The following is a 20,231-nucleotide window of genomic DNA, read 5'->3' as shown; positions in this document are numbered from 1 at the left end:
CTCTCGCAATTCTAGCGCCCCGCCCTGCTGGCTGTATGCAAGAAGAGGGCCTAGCTGACTTTGCAGATCTTGAGCATATTGGTGCCACCCGGTGCCCCCATGGGTTCACCGCAGGTGATGGCATAGATGTCCCCCGACTGCACAATGCCACGGGTTTTGAGATGGTTTTCCGCATCAGCCAGCGCGGTATCACGATCCGAACTGGTGCTCATTAGCAGCGGGCGCACATTGCGGTACAAAGCCATGCGGCGCTGCGTTGCCACCTTGGGCGTGAGGGCGTAAATCGGCACATGGATACGGTGACGACTCATCCACAGCGCGGTCGATCCACTGTCGGTCAAGGCCACAATGGCCTTGGCCCCCATGTGAAAGGCCGTGAACAGCGCACCCATAGCGATAGATTGGTCGATGCGCTCGAAGGTTTTACCCGTGAAGTCAGCATCCAGTTGCACCTGCTCGCTACTCTCCGCTTCGCGGCAAATATTGGCCATTTCAATCACCGTTTCCAGTGGGAATTTGCCCGAAGCCGTTTCCGCAGACAGCATCACCGCATCGGTTCCATCAAGCACGGCGTTGGCTACGTCGCTGACCTCCGCCCGCGTGGGCACTGGGTTAGTGATCATGGATTCCATCATCTGCGTAGCAGTAATCACCACTTTGTCGTGCTCACGCGCCATGCGAATCATGCGTTTTTGCAGCGCCGGCACAGTGGCGTTACCCACCTCCACGGCCAAGTCGCCGCGCGCCACCATGATGCCGTCACTGGCCAACAAGATTTCTTGCAAGCGGGGAATAGCTTCTGCACGCTCGATCTTCGCAATCATGCCGGGTTTGTGGTTGAACTCCGCTGCAGCCACATTGCACAACTGTCGCGCCATTTCCATGTCGGTGGCATTTTTGGGGAAGCTCACCGCCACGTAGTCGGCTTGGAAACTCATGGCCGTACGGATGTCTTCCATGTCCTTGGCCGTCAAGGCAGGAGCCGTCAAACCACCGCCTTGCTTGTTGATGCCCTTGTTATTGGAGAGCTCACCGCCAAGTTTGACCGTTGTAATGACTTGCGAGCCGGCTACCTCATCCACTGTCAAAACGATCAAACCATCGTTAAGCAACAGAATATCGCCTGCCTTCACTTCTTGCGGCAGTGATTTGTAATCCAATCCAACAGCATGGATATCACCCAACTCGGTACGGGCTGCATCCAAAACGAAACGCTGACCGGGCTCCAGAAAAATTTTGTTCTCGGCGAACTTTCCTACACGGATCTTGGGACCTTGCAAGTCGGCCATGATGGCCACTTCGCGCCCGGCGCGCTGGGCTGCCTCGCGCACCATGCGGGCGCGGTCAATATGGTCTTGGGCTTTTCCGTGGCTGAAATTCAAACGCACCACGTTGACCCCAGCTCGGATCATTTGTTCCAGCATCACTGGATCACTGGAAGCTGGCCCCAGTGTGGCCACAATTTTGGTTGCACGGCGTGCCATGGCTAGTCTCCTTGTATGTGCAAACTATTCTCACACGCACAGGAGACCAGCGGTTACACGCCAGGCACAGCAAAATGCTTAAGCAGCAGCACGTTTGGACAAGATCTCGAAGGCCGGCAGCGTCTTGCCTTCCAGCACTTCCAAGAAGGCACCACCTCCAGTAGAGATGTAACCGACTTGTTCCTCAATGCCATATTTGGCAATAGCCGCCAAGGTATCGCCACCACCAGCAATGCTAAAGGCACTCGAGTCAGCAATTGCGCGGGCAATGGTTTGCGTACCATTGGCAAAAGCATCGAACTCAAACACGCCCACAGGCCCGTTCCACACGATGGTGCCCGCTGCTTTGAGCTGAGCGGCCAGTGCCGCAGCGGTTAGTGGGCCAATATCCAGAATCAAATCATCGTCGGCGACATCCGTTGCGGCTTTGACAGTGGCGGGGGCATCAGCAGCAAACGTCTTGGCAGTCACCACGTCCACCGGAATAGGCACGGCCGCCCCGCGTGCCTTCATCGCCTCGATCACCGCCTTGGCTTGCCCCACCAAATCGGCCTCGGCCAAGCTTTTGCCGATCTTCAACCCTGCAGCCAGCATGAATGTGTTGGCAATGCCGCCGCCCACAATCAACTGATCCACGTTCTTGGCCAAGCTTTGCAAGATAGTCAGTTTGGTCGACACCTTGGAGCCCGCCACGATAGCGGCCAAGGGGCGCTTGGGGTTGGCCAAAGCCTTGCTGATGGCATCGATTTCTGCCGCCAACAAAGGCCCAGCGCAAGCGATGGGAGCAAACTGGGCAATGCCGTAGGTGGTGGCCTCCGCACGGTGGGCAGTACCAAATGCGTCATGTACAAAGATGTCGCACAGCGCAGCCAGTTTGCGCGCCAGTTCTTCGTTGTTTTTCTTTTCGCCTTTGTTGAGGCGGCAATTTTCCAGCAACACCACTTGGCCGGCAGCCACTTCGACACCGTCCACCCAATCGGAACGCAAAGGCACTTCACGACCCAGCAACTCACCCAAGCGGGTTGCCACGGGGGCCAACGAGTCTTCGGGTTTGAATTCGCCTTCGGTAGGACGCCCCAGATGCGAGGTAACCATGACGGCAGCACCCGCATCCAAGGCCATACGGATGGCGGGGATGCTGGCGCGGATGCGCGTGTCTTCGGTGATGCGGCCCGCATCGTCTTGGGGCACATTCAGATCCGCACGGATAAACACCCGCTTGCCCGCCACCTTGCCTTGGGCGCACAAATCTGCAAAACGCAATACGTTCATATCAGTCCTTTCAAGTTTCTAATGCAATACAGCGCCTGCCTCGATGGCAAAACCGCGCAAAAAGTCGGCCACCGACAGACGCTTGCCTCCTGCTCTCTGCAGCTCCGTTAAGACCACCCGACCACTGCCAGCTGCCACTTCTATCCCCGCATCGCTCACAGAAAGCACCGTACCGACTGGCGTATCCACCGTGTCGGCTTTGGCGAATGCAGCCCACACTTTGAGTGTCTCGCCTGCGCAAACCACTGTTGCAGCCGGAAAGGGATTGAAAGCGCGCACACGCCGGGCAATGGCATCGGCACCATCTGTCCAACGAATAGGCGCCTCGGCCTTGTCAATTTTGTGGGCATAGCACACTCCATCTGCAGGTTGGGCGATCCGGCGTAGGGCTTGTGGTTGCGCCAATGCTTGTACCACCATACGCCCCCCCAAAGTTGCCAAGGTATCGTGCAAGCTGGCCGTGGTGTCTGCAGGCGTAATGGGCACAGACTCAGCCAACAGCATATCTCCGGTATCCAAGCCTATATCCATTTGCATGATGGTGATGCCGGTCTGGGCATCACCAGCCTCAATCGCACGGTGTATGGGCGCAGCACCGCGCCAGCGTGGCAGCAGCGATCCATGGATATTGAGGCAACCCCAGCGGCGGTGACCGTCAGTTTTGGGGGCCTCCATCGCATCCAGTACCCATTGCGGTAACAGCAGGCCATACGCTGCCACCACCATAGCGTCAGCTTGGGCATGCTCTATCGTCTCTTGGGCGCTACGCGCCTCATCAGGGTATTTGCCATCCAAACGCAAGCTGTGCGGTTGACATACCGGCATGCCGTGGTCAAGCGCATATTGCTTGACCGGACATGCTTGCAGCTTCAAGCCACGTCCAGCGGGGCGATCTGGCTGGCACAGGACCAATGCGATCTCGTGCCCCGCCTCGTGCAGGGCTTGCAAAGCCACACGGGCAAATTCGGGCGTACCCGCAAAAATAAGCCTCACTGACGCGCCTCGCGCTGGGTTTTAAGCATCTTGGTTTTGATGCGGTTGCGTTTCAAAGGCGACAGATACTCCACAAACACTTTGCCGAGCAAATGATCCATTTCATGCTGGATGCAAATAGCCAGCAAACCCTCGGCATCCAGCGTGTAGACATCGCCTTTTTCGTTCAACGCTTGGACTTTGACCGCATCATGGCGCACCACACCGTCGTAGATACCCGGCACCGATAAGCACCCCTCTTCATTCAGATGGGTTGCTTCACTCTTCCACACCAATTCAGGGTTGATCAACACCAAAGGCTGATTGCGCTCCTCAGACACATCCATGACCACCACCCGCTCGTGCACATTGACTTGGGTAGCGGCCAAGCCAATGCCATGGGCTTGGTACATGGTTTCCAACATATCGGCCACCAACTGCTGGATGCGTACATCCACCTGCGCCACAGGTTTTGCCACGGTATGCAGGCGAGGATCGGGGAAACACAAAATCGGGAGTAAAGCCATAGTGGGAAATAGGAAGGGAATGTCGTTATTTTCGCTATTTTTATTTTTTGACTCTCAGCTAGCGGTCAAAAACATTGCCCAATCAAAGGCTTGAGCGCAAAATCGGGCGTAAATTATCAGCTTTCTGGGCTTACTCTCTGTATGAAACCACATCCGTTCGTTTCTTTGCGCATGGTCGGCGTGGCCTTGGCTGCGGTGTCTTTGTGCGGCGTTGGTGCTTGCGCTTGGGCACAACAATACCCTATCACCCAAGGGCAGCGCCAAACCGCGCAAACTGTGGCAGAGAATGGGGTTCCACTGAGCGAACTAGCACCCGAGGCGCCAGATCAATACACCGTCAAACGCGGCGATACCCTGTGGGACATATCCAAAGTTTTCTTGCGTTCACCATGGCATTGGCCCGAGTTGTGGGGTATGAATTTCGACGACATTCGCAACCCACATCGGATTTACCCCGGTCAGCATCTGGTGCTCATTAAAAGCAATGGGAAAGCATCCCTGCGCGTATCCGGCACCGATGCTTATGGGCAAACCACAGTCGCTCCAGATGGGGTTGTACGCGTCAGCCCGCGTACCCGCAGCGAAAGCCTAGCAGATTTGGCCATTCCTGCTATCAATCCATCGGTCATTGAAGCGTTTCTGGCTGAACCTTTGATCGTCAATGCCACGGAACTACAAAACGCAGCACGCATTGTCTCGCCACGCGAGGATCGCGTACTGATTTCCCGCGGTGACCGTGTTTATGCCCGCGGTCCTAGCGGCGCACCTTTGGTAGATGACAAAAACAAAGAGCAACTGCTGCGCATTTTCCACAAAGCCATCCCGCTCAAAGATCCCAGCACCGGAGAGATATTGGGCTATGAGGCGCAATTTGCAGGCAAGGCGGTTTTGGTACGCAGTGAAAGCGAAGGCGATGCCCGCGATGCCAGCGGCAACACCATCGTGACACCGGCTACTATCGACGTGATTTTGTCGAAAGAAGAAATTCACGTAGGAGACAGGTTACTACCCGAGCCGGATCGGGAGTTCTCAACCTATGTGCCCCATGCTCCAACCACTCCGTTACAAGGTCGCGTTGTGTCGGTTTATGGTAGTTCAATTGTGAATGCGGGTCAGAATCAGGTCGTGGCAATCAACATGGGCAAAGCCGATGGCTTGGATCGCGGTACTGTTTTGGCCGTTTTGCGCGATGGTGCGATCAAAGCAGATCCTGAAGACGCGCAAAAAACACGCATGAAATTGCCTGATGAACGCAATGGTTTACTCATGGTATTCCGCACATTCGAGCGTGTTTCCTACGCCCTCATTCTAGAAATCTCTGACACTGTGCGTGTCGGCGACCGCTTGATCAGCCCACGCTGACCTCTGTGGATTCCACCGAGCTGCTGCACTGGCTACGCCTGCTAACCACGCCCACTGTCGGGCGTGTCACAGCGCGGCTTTTGCTGCGGGAATTCGGTATGCCTGCCGATGTCTTTGCACAGACATCTGCCGTGTTGTCATCGTTTGTCAGCGCCCCACAAGCACAGGCCTTGTCTGCTATACCAAAAGGCTTGGAGACACTGCATGCCAAAACACTGGATTGGCTAGAAGAAGACCCACTGCAAAGAGCCGCTATCCCTCTTGGCCATCCCCTTTATCCAAGCTCTTTGTTGGGCATTGCAGACCCGCCTTTGTTGCTGTTTGTTCAGGGACAGATTCAAGCACTGCCCACAGCGTGGGATTTGTGCTCCTCCCGCGGAATAGCCGTTGTTGGTAGCCGCAACCCTACACCCCAAGGCAGTGCCACTGCGCGGGCTTTCTCTCAGTCTTTGGCTGAACATGGATGCTGTATTGTTTCTGGCTTGGCATTGGGTATTGATGGAGCAGCCCATGAGGGGGCCTTGTTTGCCTATACACCCTCAATTGCTACCATCGCTGTGGTTGGTACAGGCTTGGACAGGGTTTACCCCAAAGCACACCACAACTTGGCACACCGGATAGCCGAGCACGGTTTATTGATCAGTGAATTCCCACTGGGCACGCCTCCCCACAGCAGTAATTTCCCACTGCGCAATCGCATCATTGCTGGCTTAACAAAAAGCACTTTGGTCGTGGAAGCTGCGGTGCAGTCGGGCTCGCTCATCACTGCTCAGCTTGCTTTGGAGCAAGGCAAAGACGTTTTGGCCATCCCCGGATCCATCCATTCCCCACAATCCAAAGGATGCCATTGGCTCATCAAACAAGGGGCCAAACTGGTCGAGACAGCACAGGATGTCTTGGAAGAACTTGCTGAGCAGTCTGTCAGTATGGGATCGACAATATGCACCCCATCCAACGACGCTCCTCCTTTTTTGGTTCATTTGGGTTTTGAGCCAAGCTCCATTGATGAATTGGTTGCACGCAGTGGAATGAATGCATCCCATGTGCAAGCCGCATTGACAGAAATGGAGCTGGACGGCTTGGTGGAGCGCCTACCGGGTGGCATGTATTTGCGATCAGGCAAAAATTGAAGCGCTAAAACCATCAATCGATTGAAAAAGGGGGGGTTTTGACCCAGTCTGTTTCCCTCTTTTTTTATGGGCTACAGTTGTTCCCATGTTTGACGTTCTTGCCTACGTATACAACCACTACCGCCCTGTTGAGGAGTATCCCGAGCCCACGCGGATTGCCCCCAAACTGCGAGCGGTTGGCTTCACTGCCGATGAGATTTCGGAAGCAATGGAATGGTTGCAACATCTGAATGCAGCATCCTCAGACTTTCGCTGCGACAGTGCAGCGATGCTGCCCAATATGTGGTTGCGCTTGCCGCGCAAAGCCAGTACTCGAGTCTTTTCTCGGCAAGAAATGGCACGACTAGGGCCATTGTGCAGTGGGTGGCTACACGCACTGGATGTCGCAGGCGCTTTGCCAATGGCCATTCGGGAGTTGGCACTGGATCGCATTATGGGAAACAGCCAACATCGCATCAATCTGGACGAGTTGAAACTCACCATTTTGTTGGCATATTGGAGTTGCTCTGCCCAACCCAGCCCCTTGATGTTGGACGAGTTGTGCACACCCAGCCAAAGCGTGCGCATTCTTCAGTAGCACCACCGGAGCAGGTTCAGGCCAGCAAACGTTCCGGGTTAGCTTGCAACTTGGTGAGCGCATCACGCGTTGCACGCACGGTGAGCGCTTCATCTTCCTGGGGCAACAGCAAGCCTGCCTGCAAATAAGACGCCAGTCGTCCGTTTTGGACCAGATAACTCTTTCCACTAACCGCCGCAAAAAGATTCAAATGCTTTTTGGCACTGCGCCATACCAGTTGTACTTGGGTCACTCGGCCGTTGTGATCCAAAGTAAACCAAGTACCTAACTGCAATTCAAATGCCCAAGCCTGCATGGCTGCAGTCGGCTTCGTGCCACCATCGGTAACCACTTCAATTTCACTTGCATCGACACCGAGCATCATTTCAATGCTCTCAGCATCCAAGGGCAAGTCACCCATGCCATCGTCCGAAATGAAATCTTCCAAATTACTCAACCGTGCCGCCATAGCATCAATGCGGGCTTGGTCAATCGTTTGGGTCTTGGACATGAATGCATCAGCCAAGGTTTCATTGATTAATTTGATCTGCTGCTCTTGCTCAGAGGGAGGCAGGCCCAGCAAGGTCATCCCCGAACGCAAGCGCTGCAACAATTTAGGCAACTCTTGAATCACTTTTGCCCGATCGGCGCGACTGGGTTTGGCACTGGCTGCCCAAACGAGATCGGCGGCTGTCTTCTTGAGCACGATTGTGTCTGCATGTTGAGGGCCTTTGCGCAGTGCCGCTACAGCCAAAACCTCCGCCCACACCTTGAAGAAGAAATCCCTCAATCCATCGCGCACTGGCAGATCCTTGAGCAAATTGCGCATTTCAATGGTGTATTGAATCGTCAGCGTCTCTTTTTGCTCTACCTGTTGTGCAACGCCAATCACTTTCTTGGCTTCGCCTTTTTCTGTCAAAAATTTTTCCAAAAACTTCTGAAACTCGGTAAATACGATCTGGTAAACCTTTTTACCCGTTTCTGGATATTGTTCGACCACTTGCACAATGCGACGTATTTCTGCCTCAAGGGCAGTGCCTTGAACACTGGCAGAATCGAATCCCATAACCACTGAGCCCATGCGATCAATGAGCAAACGCGCGGGATGATCAGTCGTTGACAAAAAGTCAGCATCCGTCAAAGCAGTGCGCAATACAGGCATTTGCAATCGTGCAAACCACACCCGAACCCCTGGAGGGATGCGATCTTCTGCCAAAATGGCTTGGAACATGAGCGCAACGATTTCCACAATCGCTTTCTCACTTTTCGTTTCTGCTTTTTCTTTGAGTTCTTCCGAACGTTGGCGCAAATCTTCAGCGACGCGCTGTACACCGGCAGGGCTGTAATCCAAGTAGAGCGTTCCGCCGGGTGCAAACCGCGAGTTACCAGGTCGCCCCGGCGTCAAGGCATCGGCCAATGCAACGGAGGGAATCACCGCCTGCCCGCCTGCTTGCGCAGCCGCTGAGACAATTTCTTCCGTACCAACATGGGAAACCAGCAAACGCCTTATTTGTCCCACTATGCCTTGCGCCCTTACCCTAGCCTTGGCGAGGGGTGACATGGTGGCCTGTGCCGTCGCTACAACATCATCCCCCATTGACATAGGAGATGAAGGCGCGGTTACAGGCGCAGCACCCATAGCTTGCGCACGCGCCCCAAAGTAGCGGGCACTTGGATCTTGGTGACCCACCCCTGTACTGGTAGCCCCCACTTGTCCAAAACCACTGCCCATTGCCCCCATGGACGAACTAGCACCTGCAGCCCCATACGTGCTGTCAGACTGAAGAGAAGCCATGGATGAACTGCGCGCAGATGGTGTCATTCGGATACTGCGCATCCGATCCTTCAATTCAATGCGCTCCATGACGCCCTTGTCTATCAAGGACTGATTGGCTTGCTGGTAGGCTTTGAACAGGCCAACAATTAACACCCGCTCGACAATGGCAACTGCATATGCCCAGCCCTCTGCAGACATGCCCGCTTCTGTCCACTGCTCAACCAGTTTGTTGATGACAACCTCTGGGCGAAACAAATCGTGCTCAGCGAGTTCTTCGCGTGACTCCAATACACGGATTCGCACACGAACATCATCATATTCCGACTGCACTTTATCGCTAACGGCCTGAACGACGCGCGCCGCTAATATTTTGTTTTCTACCTCGTCTTCGGAAACCAAAGACAGACCGACTATATTGAACGCATCCACGGCGGCTACTTTGGGTGGATGCAAAGACTCACGCCATGCAGAGCGCATTAAATCCAGCCATTTCTGGCGGTTTTGCTTGAACAGTCCCCAAGCATCGCGTCTTGCCTGTGCCTCCTTGGTGTTCACGGCTTCACTGATCAAGCCCGTGAAGTATTCATCCACCTTTTGGCACATATCCGACGCCATCAACCCCAACTCCACGAGAAACGCTTCACGCACAGCCCGCGCTAAGGACTGTTGGGGCGTACTGCGTTGCGTACCAAGAGAGGGGCCTGCACTAGTCATGTCAATCCAGTTTAAACAGTGGCTCCCGCATTGGGATCTTTGGGATCGGTAGATTTTTTAACGCCGCCTTTGATCAAGTCCTCGCGCTCGATGCCCAACCACATAGCGATGGCTGCTGCGACAAACACAGAAGAGTAGATACCAAACAGAATACCAATGGTGAGGGCCAATGCAAAGTAGTGCAAGGTGGCGCCGCCAAATAGCAACATCGACAACACCATCAACTGCGTAGAGCCGTGGGTAATGATGGTGCGACTGATCGTTGAGGTAATCGCGTTATTGATGATTTCCACGGTCGTCATCTTTCGATAGCGACGGAAATTTTCCCGAATACGATCAAAGATCACCACCGATTCATTCACCGAGTAGCCCAAGACAGCCAGCACAGCAGCCAATACTGGTAAGGAAAACTCCCAGCCAAAAAAAGCAAAAAAGCCCAAAATGATGATCACATCATGCAAGTTCGCCACGATCGCAGCCACAGCGAACTTCCACTCAAAGCGAATGGCCAAGTAAATCATGATGCCGACAACGACAAATGCCAAGGCTTTCAAACCATCGGCTGCCAGTTCATCGCCCACCTGAGGGCCAACAAACTCATTGCGGCGCAAAGTCGCTGACGCATCGGCCGCTTTCAACGCCTGCAGCACTTGCTCGCTTTGCTGGGCCGATGTGACACCTTTTTGCACTGGTAGGCGTATCAGCACATCTTGGGCAGATCCAAAATTTTGCACTTGTGCATCTTTGGCGCCCAAGCCCTCTATCACGCTACGGATGCGATTCACATCTGCCGCTTGCGTGTAAGACACTTCCAGCAAGGTACCTCCAGTGAATTCCACCGACAGGTGCAGACCTCTTGAGAACAAGAAAAATACCGCAGCCACAAAGGTCAGCAACGAAATGACGTTGAACACCAAGGCATGCCGCATGAAGGGAATATCGCGACGGATTTTGAAAAATTCCATGAATTACTCTCCCTTATCAGGCCTTGTCTACTGCACTGCCTGATTCAGGCCGCCATACCGTACCAATAGAAACCGATTTGAGTTTCTTGCGACGGCCATACCAGAGGTTGACCAAACCGCGCGAGAAAAAGACGGCCGAGAACATACTGGTGAGAATCCCCAAGCAATGCACAACCGCAAATCCACGCACTGGCCCCGAACCAAACGCCAACAAAGCCAAGCCAGCAATCAGCGTTGTCACGTTCGAGTCAATGATGGTGGCCCACGCACGGTCATACCCGGCATGGATAGCGGCTTGCGGTGCCACACCATTGCGCAACTCTTCACGCACACGCTCATTGATCAGCACGTTGGCATCAATCGCCATACCCAGCACCAAGGCCATCGCCGCCATACCAGGCAACGTCAAAGTCGCTTGCAACATGGACAAGATAGCCACCAGCAACAGCAAATTGAACGCCAACGCAATGCTAGAAATCATGCCAAACAGCATGTAGTAAGCGCACATGAAAGCGGCAACCGCAACAAAACCCCATGTCACGCTATGGAAACCTTTGGCGATGTTTTCAGCCCCAAGGCTTGGGCCAATGGTGCGCTCTTCAATGATGTCCATCGGAGCTGCCAAAGAGCCCGCACGCAACAGCAATGCGGTATCAGCGGCCTCCACGCTGGTCATTGCGCCAGAAATTTGCACCCGACCACCACCGATTTCAGAGCGAATTACAGGTGCTGTCACCACTTCGCCCTTGCCCTTCTCAAACAGCAAAATCGCCATGCGTTTGCCGATGTTTTCGCGTGTCACGTCTTTGAAAATCCGTGCTCCCTTGGAGTTCAACGACAGATTGACAGTGGCTTCGTTGGTCTGATTATCAAAACCTGGTTGTGCATCGTTGAGCTCATCACCCGTCAGCACCACCTGCTTTTTCACCACCAAAGGACGGCCTCCACGATCCAGATAGCGCTCCGAGCCAAAGGGCACCACACCATTGCTCAACTCTGCTGCGCGAGCCTCTTGGGACTCATCAACCATGCGCACTTCCAAAGTCGCAGTACGACCCAGAATGTCTTTGGCCTTGGCCGTATCTTGTACACCGGGTAACTGCACCACGATGCGATCTTGGCCTTGCTGCTGAATTACAGGCTCTGCGACGCCCAACTCGTTGATGCGGTTGTGCAAAGTCGTGATGTTTTGCTTGACCGCTTGGTCTTGCACCAAGCGTGCGGCCTTGGCATTGATGCTCGCCACCACACGCCCTTCGGTATCGGGCTGCAACTCCAGATCGGGAAATTGGTCTTTGAGCAAACGGCGCACGGCTTCGAGCGTGTTGGCATCGTTGGCTTTGATCTCAATACTTTGCCCAACGCGGTTCACACCTCCGTGGCGAATGGTTTTGTCACGCAGAGCTGTACGGATATCACCCGCAAAAGATTCTGCTTTCTTGTTCAACGCCGCTTGCATGTCCACTTGCAGCATGAAATGGACGCCACCGCGCAAATCCAAACCCAAGTACATCGGGCTGGCATGCAAGCTAGTAAGCCATTGGGGCGAGCGGGACAGCAAATTCAAGGCCACGATGTAGCCAGGCTCTGCCGCATCTGGATTGAGTGCTTTCTCCAAAGCCGTCTTGGCATGCAACTGCGTATCCGTATCGGCCAAACGAACGCGTACCGATCCGTTTTCCAACGCCATGCCTGCTACAGGTATTTGGGCCTGCTGCAACACAGACTCCACCTGCGCCAATGTGCTTGCATCCACAGGATGCGATGCTTTGGCACTGCTCACCTGCACTGCAGGTGCTTCACCAAACACGTTGGGCAATGTATACAAACTGCCCAACACCAGCGCGACCACGATGATCGCGTACTTCCACCACGAATAACGATTCATGATCGCGCTACAGCCTGATTACTTGATGGTGCCCTTGGGCAGAACTTGCAGCACAGCGCCACGTTGGACTTGCACTTCGACACCGGTAGCGATTTCCACGCTGACGATGCCTTCGGACAACTTACTCACCTTGCCCAACAAGCCACCAGCCACCACCACTTCATCGCCTTTGGCCAAGGCTTCAATCATGGCCTTGTGGTCTTTTTGCTTCTTCATCTGGGGGCGGATCATGACGAAATACAGCACCACAAACATGAGCACCAAAGGCAACATGCTCATCAACGTACTAGGGGCGTCTGCCGTAGCGGCAGCGGTTTGGGCGTAAGCAGTAGAAATAAACACAAAAAACTCCACGACAAGGATGAAACATTTGCCCACTGCATAAAACGTGGGCAACAGTCCATTGTACGGCGGGAGTACTACCCCCGCCGCCCCAAGTGGAGTGGGGTTATATCAACCGTGGTGCGCGCCCAGCACGCCACGGATGGTGGCAGCCAATTCTGCCTCATCGAATTTGGCGATATAGGCATCAGCCCCCACACTGCGCACATGGGCTTCATTGGTCGTACCGGTCAAGGACGAGTGGATGATTACCGGCAAATGACTCAATTTGGCGTCTTCTTTGATGTAACGCGTCAACGTAAAGCCATCCATCTCGGGCATCTCCAAATCCGTCAAGACCACCGCCACTTTGTCATAAATGGTCTTGCCTTCCGCCTGGGCTTGGGCCTGCATAGATTGCAGCCTCTCCCATGCCTCTTTGCCAGTTTTGGTCATGACAAAAGGCAACTCCATGTCTTTGAAGCCTTTTTCTATCATCATGCGGGCCACAGCGGAGTCGTCGGCAGCCAATATCACCTGACCGGGCTTGATCTTGACCTTGCCACCGGGGAGCTCTTTGGGTTGATCGTCTTCCGTGGGTGGCATCACATCGCGCAATATGCGCTCCACATCCAGCACTTGGGCCAAGCGGGTGTTCTCTGCGGCACCATCCAAACGGGCGATGCTGGTCACCAAGCCGCCGCCTGAATTTTCAGCCGATAGCACGTGCTTCCACTCCAAACGCACGATCTCATTGACCTCTTCCACCGCGAACGCTTGCGTAGTGCGGGCGAACTCGGTCACCAACAAAATACCCAAACCTTTGGTTGGATTACATCCCACCACCTTGGGCAAATCGATCACAGTGATCATCTGTCCACGAATATTGGCCACCCCCATAACAGCTGGTGGCGAATTGACCATGGCGGTGATTTCCGGCATCACCAAAATTTCGCGCACTTTGAAGACGTTGATGCCAAAGAGTTCACGGCGTTTGCCATCGGGGGCCTCTCCCAAACGGAACAACAGCAACTCAAACATGCTGTTGGCAGCCAAACTCGTACGCTCTTCAATTTCACGCATTTCTTTGGTGATAGCCATAACGGGTGCTCCTAATGAATAGCTCTGTGCATCGTACCTTTATCCGGGAACTTTAGGCCAGAAAATCCACATTTGTAACGTTTGTCGCATTCTTCCAGCCAAATCACCGGCCTGCGAACCCCAACCTGCGAAGTAGTCGGCCCGCACCGCCCCAGTGATCGCCGTGCCCGTATCTTGCGCCAGAACCAATTTCTGCAATTGGGCTTGAGGGCCATTTGAGACAAGCCACACTGGCGTGCCATAAGGAATGCTTTGCGGATCGATGGCTATCGAACGCCCTGGCGTCAATGCCACTCCTTGCCCGCCTTTGGGGCCAAAGGCCGCCTCCAGCTCAGACAGCGTTTCTTCCTTGAAAAACGTCACGCGCGGATTGGCCCACATCAACTCTTGCTGGCGCTGTGGGTTTTGTGCCAACCATGCTTTGATGGCAGGCCAAGAGCCGTCTTTGCTCAATCCTTGATCCATAAGCCAGCGTCCCACACTGCGGTAAGGCTGGTCGTTGGTGCCTGCATAGGCCACACGCATCCATTGCACCGAACCGTCCGCTTGCACCATGCGAATACGCCCCGAGCCTTGGATTTGCAGCACCAGCGCATCCACCGGATCCGCCACATAAGCCAGCACACGCCCCTGCAATTGCGCTTGCGCCTCTGGCAGCGTGTCCATTTCTTGGCGCGTGAACCATGGTTTGCGTTGACCCAAGCTGGCTGGCAGGGCATACAAAGGCACCGTGAATGCAGCCGTCTGCTGGCGACTGCCATCCAAGGTTGGCTCAAAGTAGCTGGTCAGCAAACCTTGACTCTCTCCCTGCAAGGTTTCCACGCGGTAGGGCTGCAGGCGCTGCTCTATCCAAGCCCGCTGCTCTTGCGGGCTGGCAATGCTCAACTGGCGAATCTGAGGGCACAGCGGCTGCCATGCCGCAGGGGGACGTTCACAACTCTTGAGCCATGCATTCCACGCCTCGTGCAAAGCGTCTTGCCCCCAGCCCGGCAACTCCGTCCACGGTACAGGAACCCAACGGCTCTTACCTTGTGTAACAGCCCCTGGCACTGTGCTGCGCGGCGTAGCCGTCGGTGCCGTAGCGGTCACAGCAGGCGCCGAAGCGTCTTGATAAAGAGGCACTGCGCAGCCCGCCATCGTCAACACCAGTGCCAGCGCCAGTCCAGCACCAGTCCACGACCTGGCTTGTTTTGTTGGTTTATTCATTCGGTTTTAGTCCAATACCCGGTGCTGCAATGCAGGCAACTGCTGGCGACACTGTTGCACACGACTGGCGTCTATGTCAGCCAGCACCACACCCAGCCCTTGGGCTTGCTGGGCCAGCATATCGCCCCACGGGTCTACCACCATAGACTGTCCCCATGTTTGGCGTCCACTGGCATGCACCCCGCCTTGAGCAGCCGCCACCACATAACTCACGTTTTCCACGGCACGCGCACGCAACAACAGCTCCCAATGCGCTTGGCCCGTGGTGTAGGTAAAAGCACTGGGCACCAAGAGCAAGTCCGCACCATGCGCCGTGTAATGGCGAAACAGCTCGGGAAAACGCAGGTCATAGCACACCGCCATGCCCACATTCCACACATGCCCATCGCTGGAGGGCAGCATGAACTGCACAGGCTGCGTCCCAGCGCGCAACAAGCGCGACTCGTCGTAGGCTTCGCGGCCATTGTCAAAGCGGAACAAGTGCATCTTGTCGTAGTGGGCGACCGACTGACCATCGGGATTAAAGACCACACTGCGATTGCACACCCGCTCAGGGGCTGAAGCCCCCCCCTCCTGCGCTGCCGTCACCGGCAGTGTGCCCCCCACCAACCAAACACGGTACTGCCGCGCCAAGGCCGCCAACCCCTCTTGCAAAGGGCCGACACCGGGTGCTTCCTGTATCTGCAGCTTGTCGGTATCACGCAGGCCTATGAGACAAAAATACTCGGGCAACACCACCAACTCAGCGCCTGCTTGCGCCGCTTGGGCGACCAAGTTGGCCGCTTGCTGCAAGTTGGTTGCAGCATCAGGACCAGAGACCATTTGCACCGCAGCGACCCGCATCACTTGTGCTCCACGGGGGTGATGCGCGGCTCCGTCCAGCTGCCATCAATCGTGAACTCTTGCGTCGCCGCATTGACCATGGGACCACGCAAAAACAGTTGGGCAATGAAGGTGCTCAAACCCGCTATCGGGTTCACGGTACTCCACAGCAAAGAAGCACTACCAGCATTGATTTCTGGCACCACCACCACCCGCAAGTTTTGCGTTTCCTTGGCAATGTCGGCCTGCCCATCCATGAATACACCAGCCGCCACGCCCTTCATCTGCAAGTTATTGGTCTTGGCAATGCCTTGATCCACATCCACATCGCCGCGCACAAAATCAAACGCAAAACCTTGGGAAAACACATCACGGAAATCAAGCAGCAAGCGGCGCGGCAAAGACTGCAAACTCAGCACCCCCAACAGCTTGGCAACACCGGGATCGGCCTTCAGGAATTGGCCTTTCTCAACCTGCACATGCACATTGCCTGCCATGCTGGGGTAGTGCGGTGCCAACGCCGAACCCAACCAGCTGATTTGTCCCTCTAAACGCCCCTCACCACTGCGCACCACGCCAGGCATGCCAAAGCGGGTCAAGAGCTCGCCTGCATCCAACACATCAAGCTTGAAGTCCAAATGCGTACGCCGACGCTGCTGCACCGATAAATTGCTGCTGGCACCCGGCACCACGGCCCAGCTACCGCTGGCGGTGAAGGTGGCGTCGGGGTTTTGGACATTAAAGCGGGTCAAACGCCATTCGCGGCTGGCACCACTGCCTTGGTTCAAGGCCTCCAGTTCCAGCTTGCCCAGACGTTTGCCACCCAACTCAAAGTCTTGCACCACAATGTCCAAAGACGGGATGCTGGCAGGCTGCTGATCGAGCACCTGCTCCACCGCTTGATCCCCCCCCTGCGGCACGGACATGCGCGCCAAGCGTGCATACAAACGCCCCTCTTGGTGGCCCACACCTCCGGGCAACCGGTATTCCACATAGCCATTGAACTGGGACGACTCCACATTCACGCGCCACTCCAGCCCTGCACGCGTGCCACGCACCGCCATTTGTTTCCAATGCCGACCAGAAAACGCCACATCGTCCACCCGCACATTCATCTGCGTGGGCCAGTAAGCAATCGACTCTGGCACCGCCACGGGGCCGGCCACCGATGCACCGGCTTTGTTGGTCGCCGCAGTGCCGTCCATGCGATCGAGCACGGCTTGCCAAGCCCCCACATCCAGCGCCTCCATGCGCACAGCGGCAGCCACGCCCGCATCGGGCAGGGCTACGGCGTCGGCAGCGGACACCCCAACATTCACCGCACCACGCAAAACCTTGGCAGGACTGCTGCCAAGGTCACGCACATACACGGCCGAGACCTCCGGCGCATTCACCCCACCTGCTGCCACTGCGCCTGCTGGTGCAGTGCCCAATGAACCCAGCCGCACTTGCCAACGATCCTGCCGCGCAGCAGGCAACAGCACGGTGCGCTCCACCGCAACTTGGCGGCTTTGCTCGGGCCGCTTGCCCAAGGGGGCCGGCGCATCCACACCCAAGCCTTGCAAATCGGTCTGCACCCGGATCTCGGGCTGGCCTTCGCGCCACGCCACCGTGGCGTTGTAGCTCGTTTGCCCTGAGGCCAAGCGTGCCAGCGAGGCCACTGGCCCCAGCTCAGGGAGTTGGCGCAAGCCCTCCGCCGTGGCAATGCCTTGCAAGCGTAGCTGCGCGCCACTGGTGGCTGGCCCGCTGAACTGCAAACCACCCTCCACCCGCAATGGCCCTCCCGCTGCTTGGGCTGTAATGCCATTCACACCAAAACCCTGTTCGGTATAGCGCACCACACCACGCACCTGCTGCAAAGGCGGAATATCCATCCCCAAAGCGATGTCGTTGCCAGCCAACAGCACCGTTCCATTGACAGTGGCCTGCTCCACCTTGTCCAAGGGGAATGCCAGCTTGAGTTTGTAAAACCCGCGCCCAGTCACATGCGCTTGCTCCAGCGCATGGTCGGTCAATCCCAAGATGGGGGAATGGTTCAAAGCCGCAATCGTTTGGGTCAAATCACCCTCTGCATCAGCGGCCACGCTGAGCTGTGCATGGTTGAACAAGTCGGTCAGGTGTGCCTCCGAGCGACCAATGCTGACATCCACGTCGCGCACCCGACCCCGCTCGACCTGCACATGAATCTGGTCCCGGTTGAGTTCAAAACTCCCCTGCAACTGGCTGAGCACTGGCCATGGCAAGCTGCCTTTGGGCAGTATCAGATCGGGGGCAAAGGCAAACACCACACCTTGTCCCTTGGCGGTGATGTGGAATTCCCCATCTTCGGCCTTGCGGAAAGGGAAACGATCCAAATCGCCCACCACCACAAAATCCGCTTGATTGGACGATCCACCCAGCAAGGCGGCGCGCAAATAGTCGCGCACCGATGCGTCCAACGCCGTGGGCAAATAGCGGTACACGCTGCTCACCAAGGCTTGGCTAAGATGGGCACGCAAATCCAGCTTGCCCAAACCGCTTTGCCCAGCAGGCGGCGCATCCCACGTGGCTTGCAAGGTGCCACGCGCATCGGCGTTGGCTACGGTCATGTCTTGCACTTTGACCTGCCAGCGGCCATTGTTGCGGTGCCAACTCAGCTGGGCCTTGAGTTCATCTACCCCAATGGCCGGCTCCGCAAGCCATGGGATATCCACCACCCCACCTCGGCCCATGCTCAGACTGGCTTGGCCACCTTGCTCATCAAGTTGCACATGGGCGTTCAAGCCCTTCACCCCCGGCCAAACGGAGTTGCCGTGCCCGGCCATCAAGGCAAATTGCTGCACATCGCCCTGCACATGGTATTGGCTCAGGTGCGCTATGCCCTGCGTCACGTCCCCCTGCCACTGGGCTTGCAAGTTGTTGACCCGTCCACTGGGTGCCAACGCCTGCAAGGCCTCATGGACTTTGGCGGGCAAGGGCAGGCGCTCGGCCAGTTCGCGCAAAGTGCGCAAGTCCAAGGCTTCCACGTGTGCTTCGCCGTGGGCCACTTGCTGGCTGCGGCCCGGCGCGGCCGCCTGGGCTTGCCAGTGGCGCAGCCGCACATTGCCGCCAGGCCAGTGCAAACCATCGGTGGTTTCAAACTGCAAGCCTTGGCTGAACAACTCCAGCCCACCATCCAAGCGCAAGACACCCAAACGCCCCGACGCGGTACGCACTTGCAAGGACGGCAAACCCTGCTCGGCCTGCACATCGATGTCGTGCAAAGAGACGTCGGCCGTGATGGCATGCACCTGCCCGTCTTGCCAGTCCAGCCAGCCGCGCATGCCCCCCACACCGCGGGTGCGCGTGACGCCAGTATCGATATACGGCTCCAAGGCCGCTGCATCCAGACGATCCAAAGCAGCATACAGCTGCCCGTTCCATTCTTGCCAGCGTCCGGCATGCACAGCCCACAGCGGACGGCGGAAATTACCCATTAGCTGCAGCGCAGAAGCCCATGGCACCTCGGGCGTGGCATCCAAGCGCAATTGGTGACTGCGCAGGCCATTGCGCACCACCACCTGTACTTGGCTAAACACCAGCGGGGGCGCTTGGCGCTGTTCGTCGTGCCACACCAAGCGGCCACCCAGCACAGCCAGCTCAGGCTGGGCGAACACCCAGTCCAGCACTGCTTGCGGGTCACTTTGGCTTTGCCCCAAATGCCAACTACCCAGCCACAGGCTGCCATCGGGCGCACGGCGCAGTTCGGCTTGGGGGTTTTCTATGTGCAACTGCTCAATGCCACCACGCAGCAAAGAGCGCGGCGACAGCGCCACCTGCACGCTGGGCAGCACCAAAGCGTCACGCCCTTGGGCATCCTGCAGGCGTACATCGAAAAAGCCCACGCTGGGGATGATGCCGTTGCTCAAAGCCTCGATACGACCAATGTGCACCCCAATCCCTAGACTGGTAGTGGCTTTCTCCTCCAACCACGGACGCCAATCTTGCAGACGCGGCACAATCCAGAAATGCAGTGCCACCCCCACGGCTGCCACCAGCAGCCAAAACAGCAGCAGCAAGCGCAGCAACCATGTGGTGAAGGAGCACCACAGTCGTAGTCGCGCAGCAGAGGCAAAGAGGGACAAAAAATTCATGGCACGTTGACAACCAGGACAA

General features: G+C 56.2%; 15 protein-coding genes. 3 read left to right on the top strand and 12 right to left on the bottom strand.

Annotated elements, in window-relative coordinates; genetic code table 11:
- Nucleotides 1–50: 50 nt before the first annotated feature.
- The 4 genes from pyk to def form a co-directional block, all read right to left on the bottom strand.
- Nucleotides 51–1,484 (bottom strand): pyruvate kinase, encoded by a 1,434-nt coding sequence (pyk, locus tag KIK84_RS08885; protein ID WP_214122703.1) that lies wholly within the window; start codon nucleotides 1,482–1,484, stop codon nucleotides 51–53.
- Nucleotides 1,485–1,562: 78 nt separating this feature from the next.
- A complete protein-coding gene (locus KIK84_RS08880; protein WP_214122702.1) occupies nucleotides 1,563–2,756 on the bottom strand; it encodes a phosphoglycerate kinase in 1,194 nt (397 codons plus the stop codon).
- Nucleotides 2,757–2,774: 18 nt separating this feature from the next.
- Entirely contained in the window at nucleotides 2,775–3,749 is a 975-nt protein-coding gene (gene fmt / locus KIK84_RS08875) for a methionyl-tRNA formyltransferase (RefSeq protein WP_214122701.1), read from the bottom strand.
- Nucleotides 3,746–4,255, bottom strand: coding sequence for a peptide deformylase (gene def, locus KIK84_RS08870; protein ID WP_214122700.1), 510 nt, complete (start codon nucleotides 4,253–4,255; stop codon nucleotides 3,746–3,748). The genes fmt and def overlap by 4 nt, the downstream gene beginning before the upstream one ends.
- A 141-nt stretch (nucleotides 4,256–4,396) precedes the next feature.
- On the opposite strand from def, the gene KIK84_RS08865 reads away from it, so the two are divergent.
- From KIK84_RS08865 to KIK84_RS08855, 3 genes are all read left to right on the top strand, one after another.
- Nucleotides 4,397–5,617, top strand: a complete 1,221-nt coding sequence (locus tag KIK84_RS08865) for a LysM peptidoglycan-binding domain-containing protein (RefSeq protein WP_214122699.1) — start codon at nucleotides 4,397–4,399, stop codon at nucleotides 5,615–5,617.
- Nucleotides 5,618–5,622: 5 nt separating this feature from the next.
- Nucleotides 5,623–6,747, top strand: a complete 1,125-nt coding sequence (gene dprA / locus KIK84_RS08860; RefSeq protein WP_214122698.1) for a DNA-processing protein DprA — start codon at nucleotides 5,623–5,625, stop codon at nucleotides 6,745–6,747.
- Nucleotides 6,748–6,832: 85 nt separating this feature from the next.
- Complete coding sequence (locus KIK84_RS08855; protein ID WP_214122697.1) at nucleotides 6,833–7,324, top strand: Smg family protein; 492 nt, start codon at nucleotides 6,833–6,835, stop codon at nucleotides 7,322–7,324.
- 16 nt (nucleotides 7,325–7,340) lie between these two features.
- On the opposite strand, the gene KIK84_RS08850 is transcribed toward KIK84_RS08855, so the two are convergent.
- The 8 genes from KIK84_RS08850 to KIK84_RS08815 all read right to left on the bottom strand — a co-directional run bounded on the left by KIK84_RS08850 (nucleotide 7,341) and on the right by KIK84_RS08815 (nucleotide 20,209).
- Nucleotides 7,341–9,794 carry a DUF1631 family protein gene (locus KIK84_RS08850; protein WP_214122696.1) on the bottom strand — a complete coding sequence of 818 codons (2,454 nt, stop codon included), beginning with the start codon at nucleotides 9,792–9,794 and terminating at the stop codon, nucleotides 7,341–7,343.
- Nucleotides 9,795–9,805: 11 nt separating this feature from the next.
- Nucleotides 9,806–10,759, bottom strand: coding sequence for a protein translocase subunit SecF (gene secF / locus KIK84_RS08845; protein WP_214122695.1), 954 nt, complete (start codon nucleotides 10,757–10,759; stop codon nucleotides 9,806–9,808).
- Between the two features lie 16 nt (nucleotides 10,760–10,775).
- Complete coding sequence (gene secD / locus KIK84_RS08840) at nucleotides 10,776–12,647, bottom strand: protein translocase subunit SecD (protein WP_214122694.1); 1,872 nt, start codon at nucleotides 12,645–12,647, stop codon at nucleotides 10,776–10,778.
- 18 nt (nucleotides 12,648–12,665) lie between these two features.
- Nucleotides 12,666–12,989, bottom strand: a complete 324-nt coding sequence (gene yajC / locus KIK84_RS08835; RefSeq protein WP_214122693.1) for a preprotein translocase subunit YajC — start codon at nucleotides 12,987–12,989, stop codon at nucleotides 12,666–12,668.
- 111 nt (nucleotides 12,990–13,100) lie between these two features.
- The gene (locus KIK84_RS08830; protein ID WP_214122692.1) at nucleotides 13,101–14,069 is read right to left on the bottom strand and encodes a chemotaxis protein; all 969 of its coding nucleotides are present in this window, start codon (nucleotides 14,067–14,069) and stop codon (nucleotides 13,101–13,103) included.
- A gap of 39 nt (nucleotides 14,070–14,108) precedes the next feature.
- Nucleotides 14,109–15,275 (bottom strand): murein transglycosylase A, encoded by a 1,167-nt coding sequence (mltA, locus tag KIK84_RS08825; RefSeq protein WP_214122691.1) that lies wholly within the window; start codon nucleotides 15,273–15,275, stop codon nucleotides 14,109–14,111.
- A 6-nt stretch (nucleotides 15,276–15,281) separates the two neighbouring features.
- Nucleotides 15,282–16,118, bottom strand: coding sequence for a carbon-nitrogen hydrolase family protein (locus KIK84_RS08820; RefSeq protein ID WP_214122690.1), 837 nt, complete (start codon nucleotides 16,116–16,118; stop codon nucleotides 15,282–15,284).
- The gene (locus KIK84_RS08815) at nucleotides 16,118–20,209 is read right to left on the bottom strand and encodes a YhdP family protein (protein WP_214122689.1); all 4,092 of its coding nucleotides are present in this window, start codon (nucleotides 20,207–20,209) and stop codon (nucleotides 16,118–16,120) included. The genes KIK84_RS08820 and KIK84_RS08815 overlap by 1 nt, the downstream gene beginning before the upstream one ends.
- Nucleotides 20,210–20,231 lie beyond the last annotated feature (22 nt).

It is taken from the genome of Curvibacter sp. CHRR-16 (assembly GCF_018474005.1).
In the GTDB taxonomy this organism is placed as follows: domain Bacteria; phylum Pseudomonadota; class Gammaproteobacteria; order Burkholderiales; family Burkholderiaceae_C; genus Allorhodoferax.
Note: the sequence above shows the minus strand (reverse complement) of the source record. Positions and strands in the feature narration are given on the sequence as shown.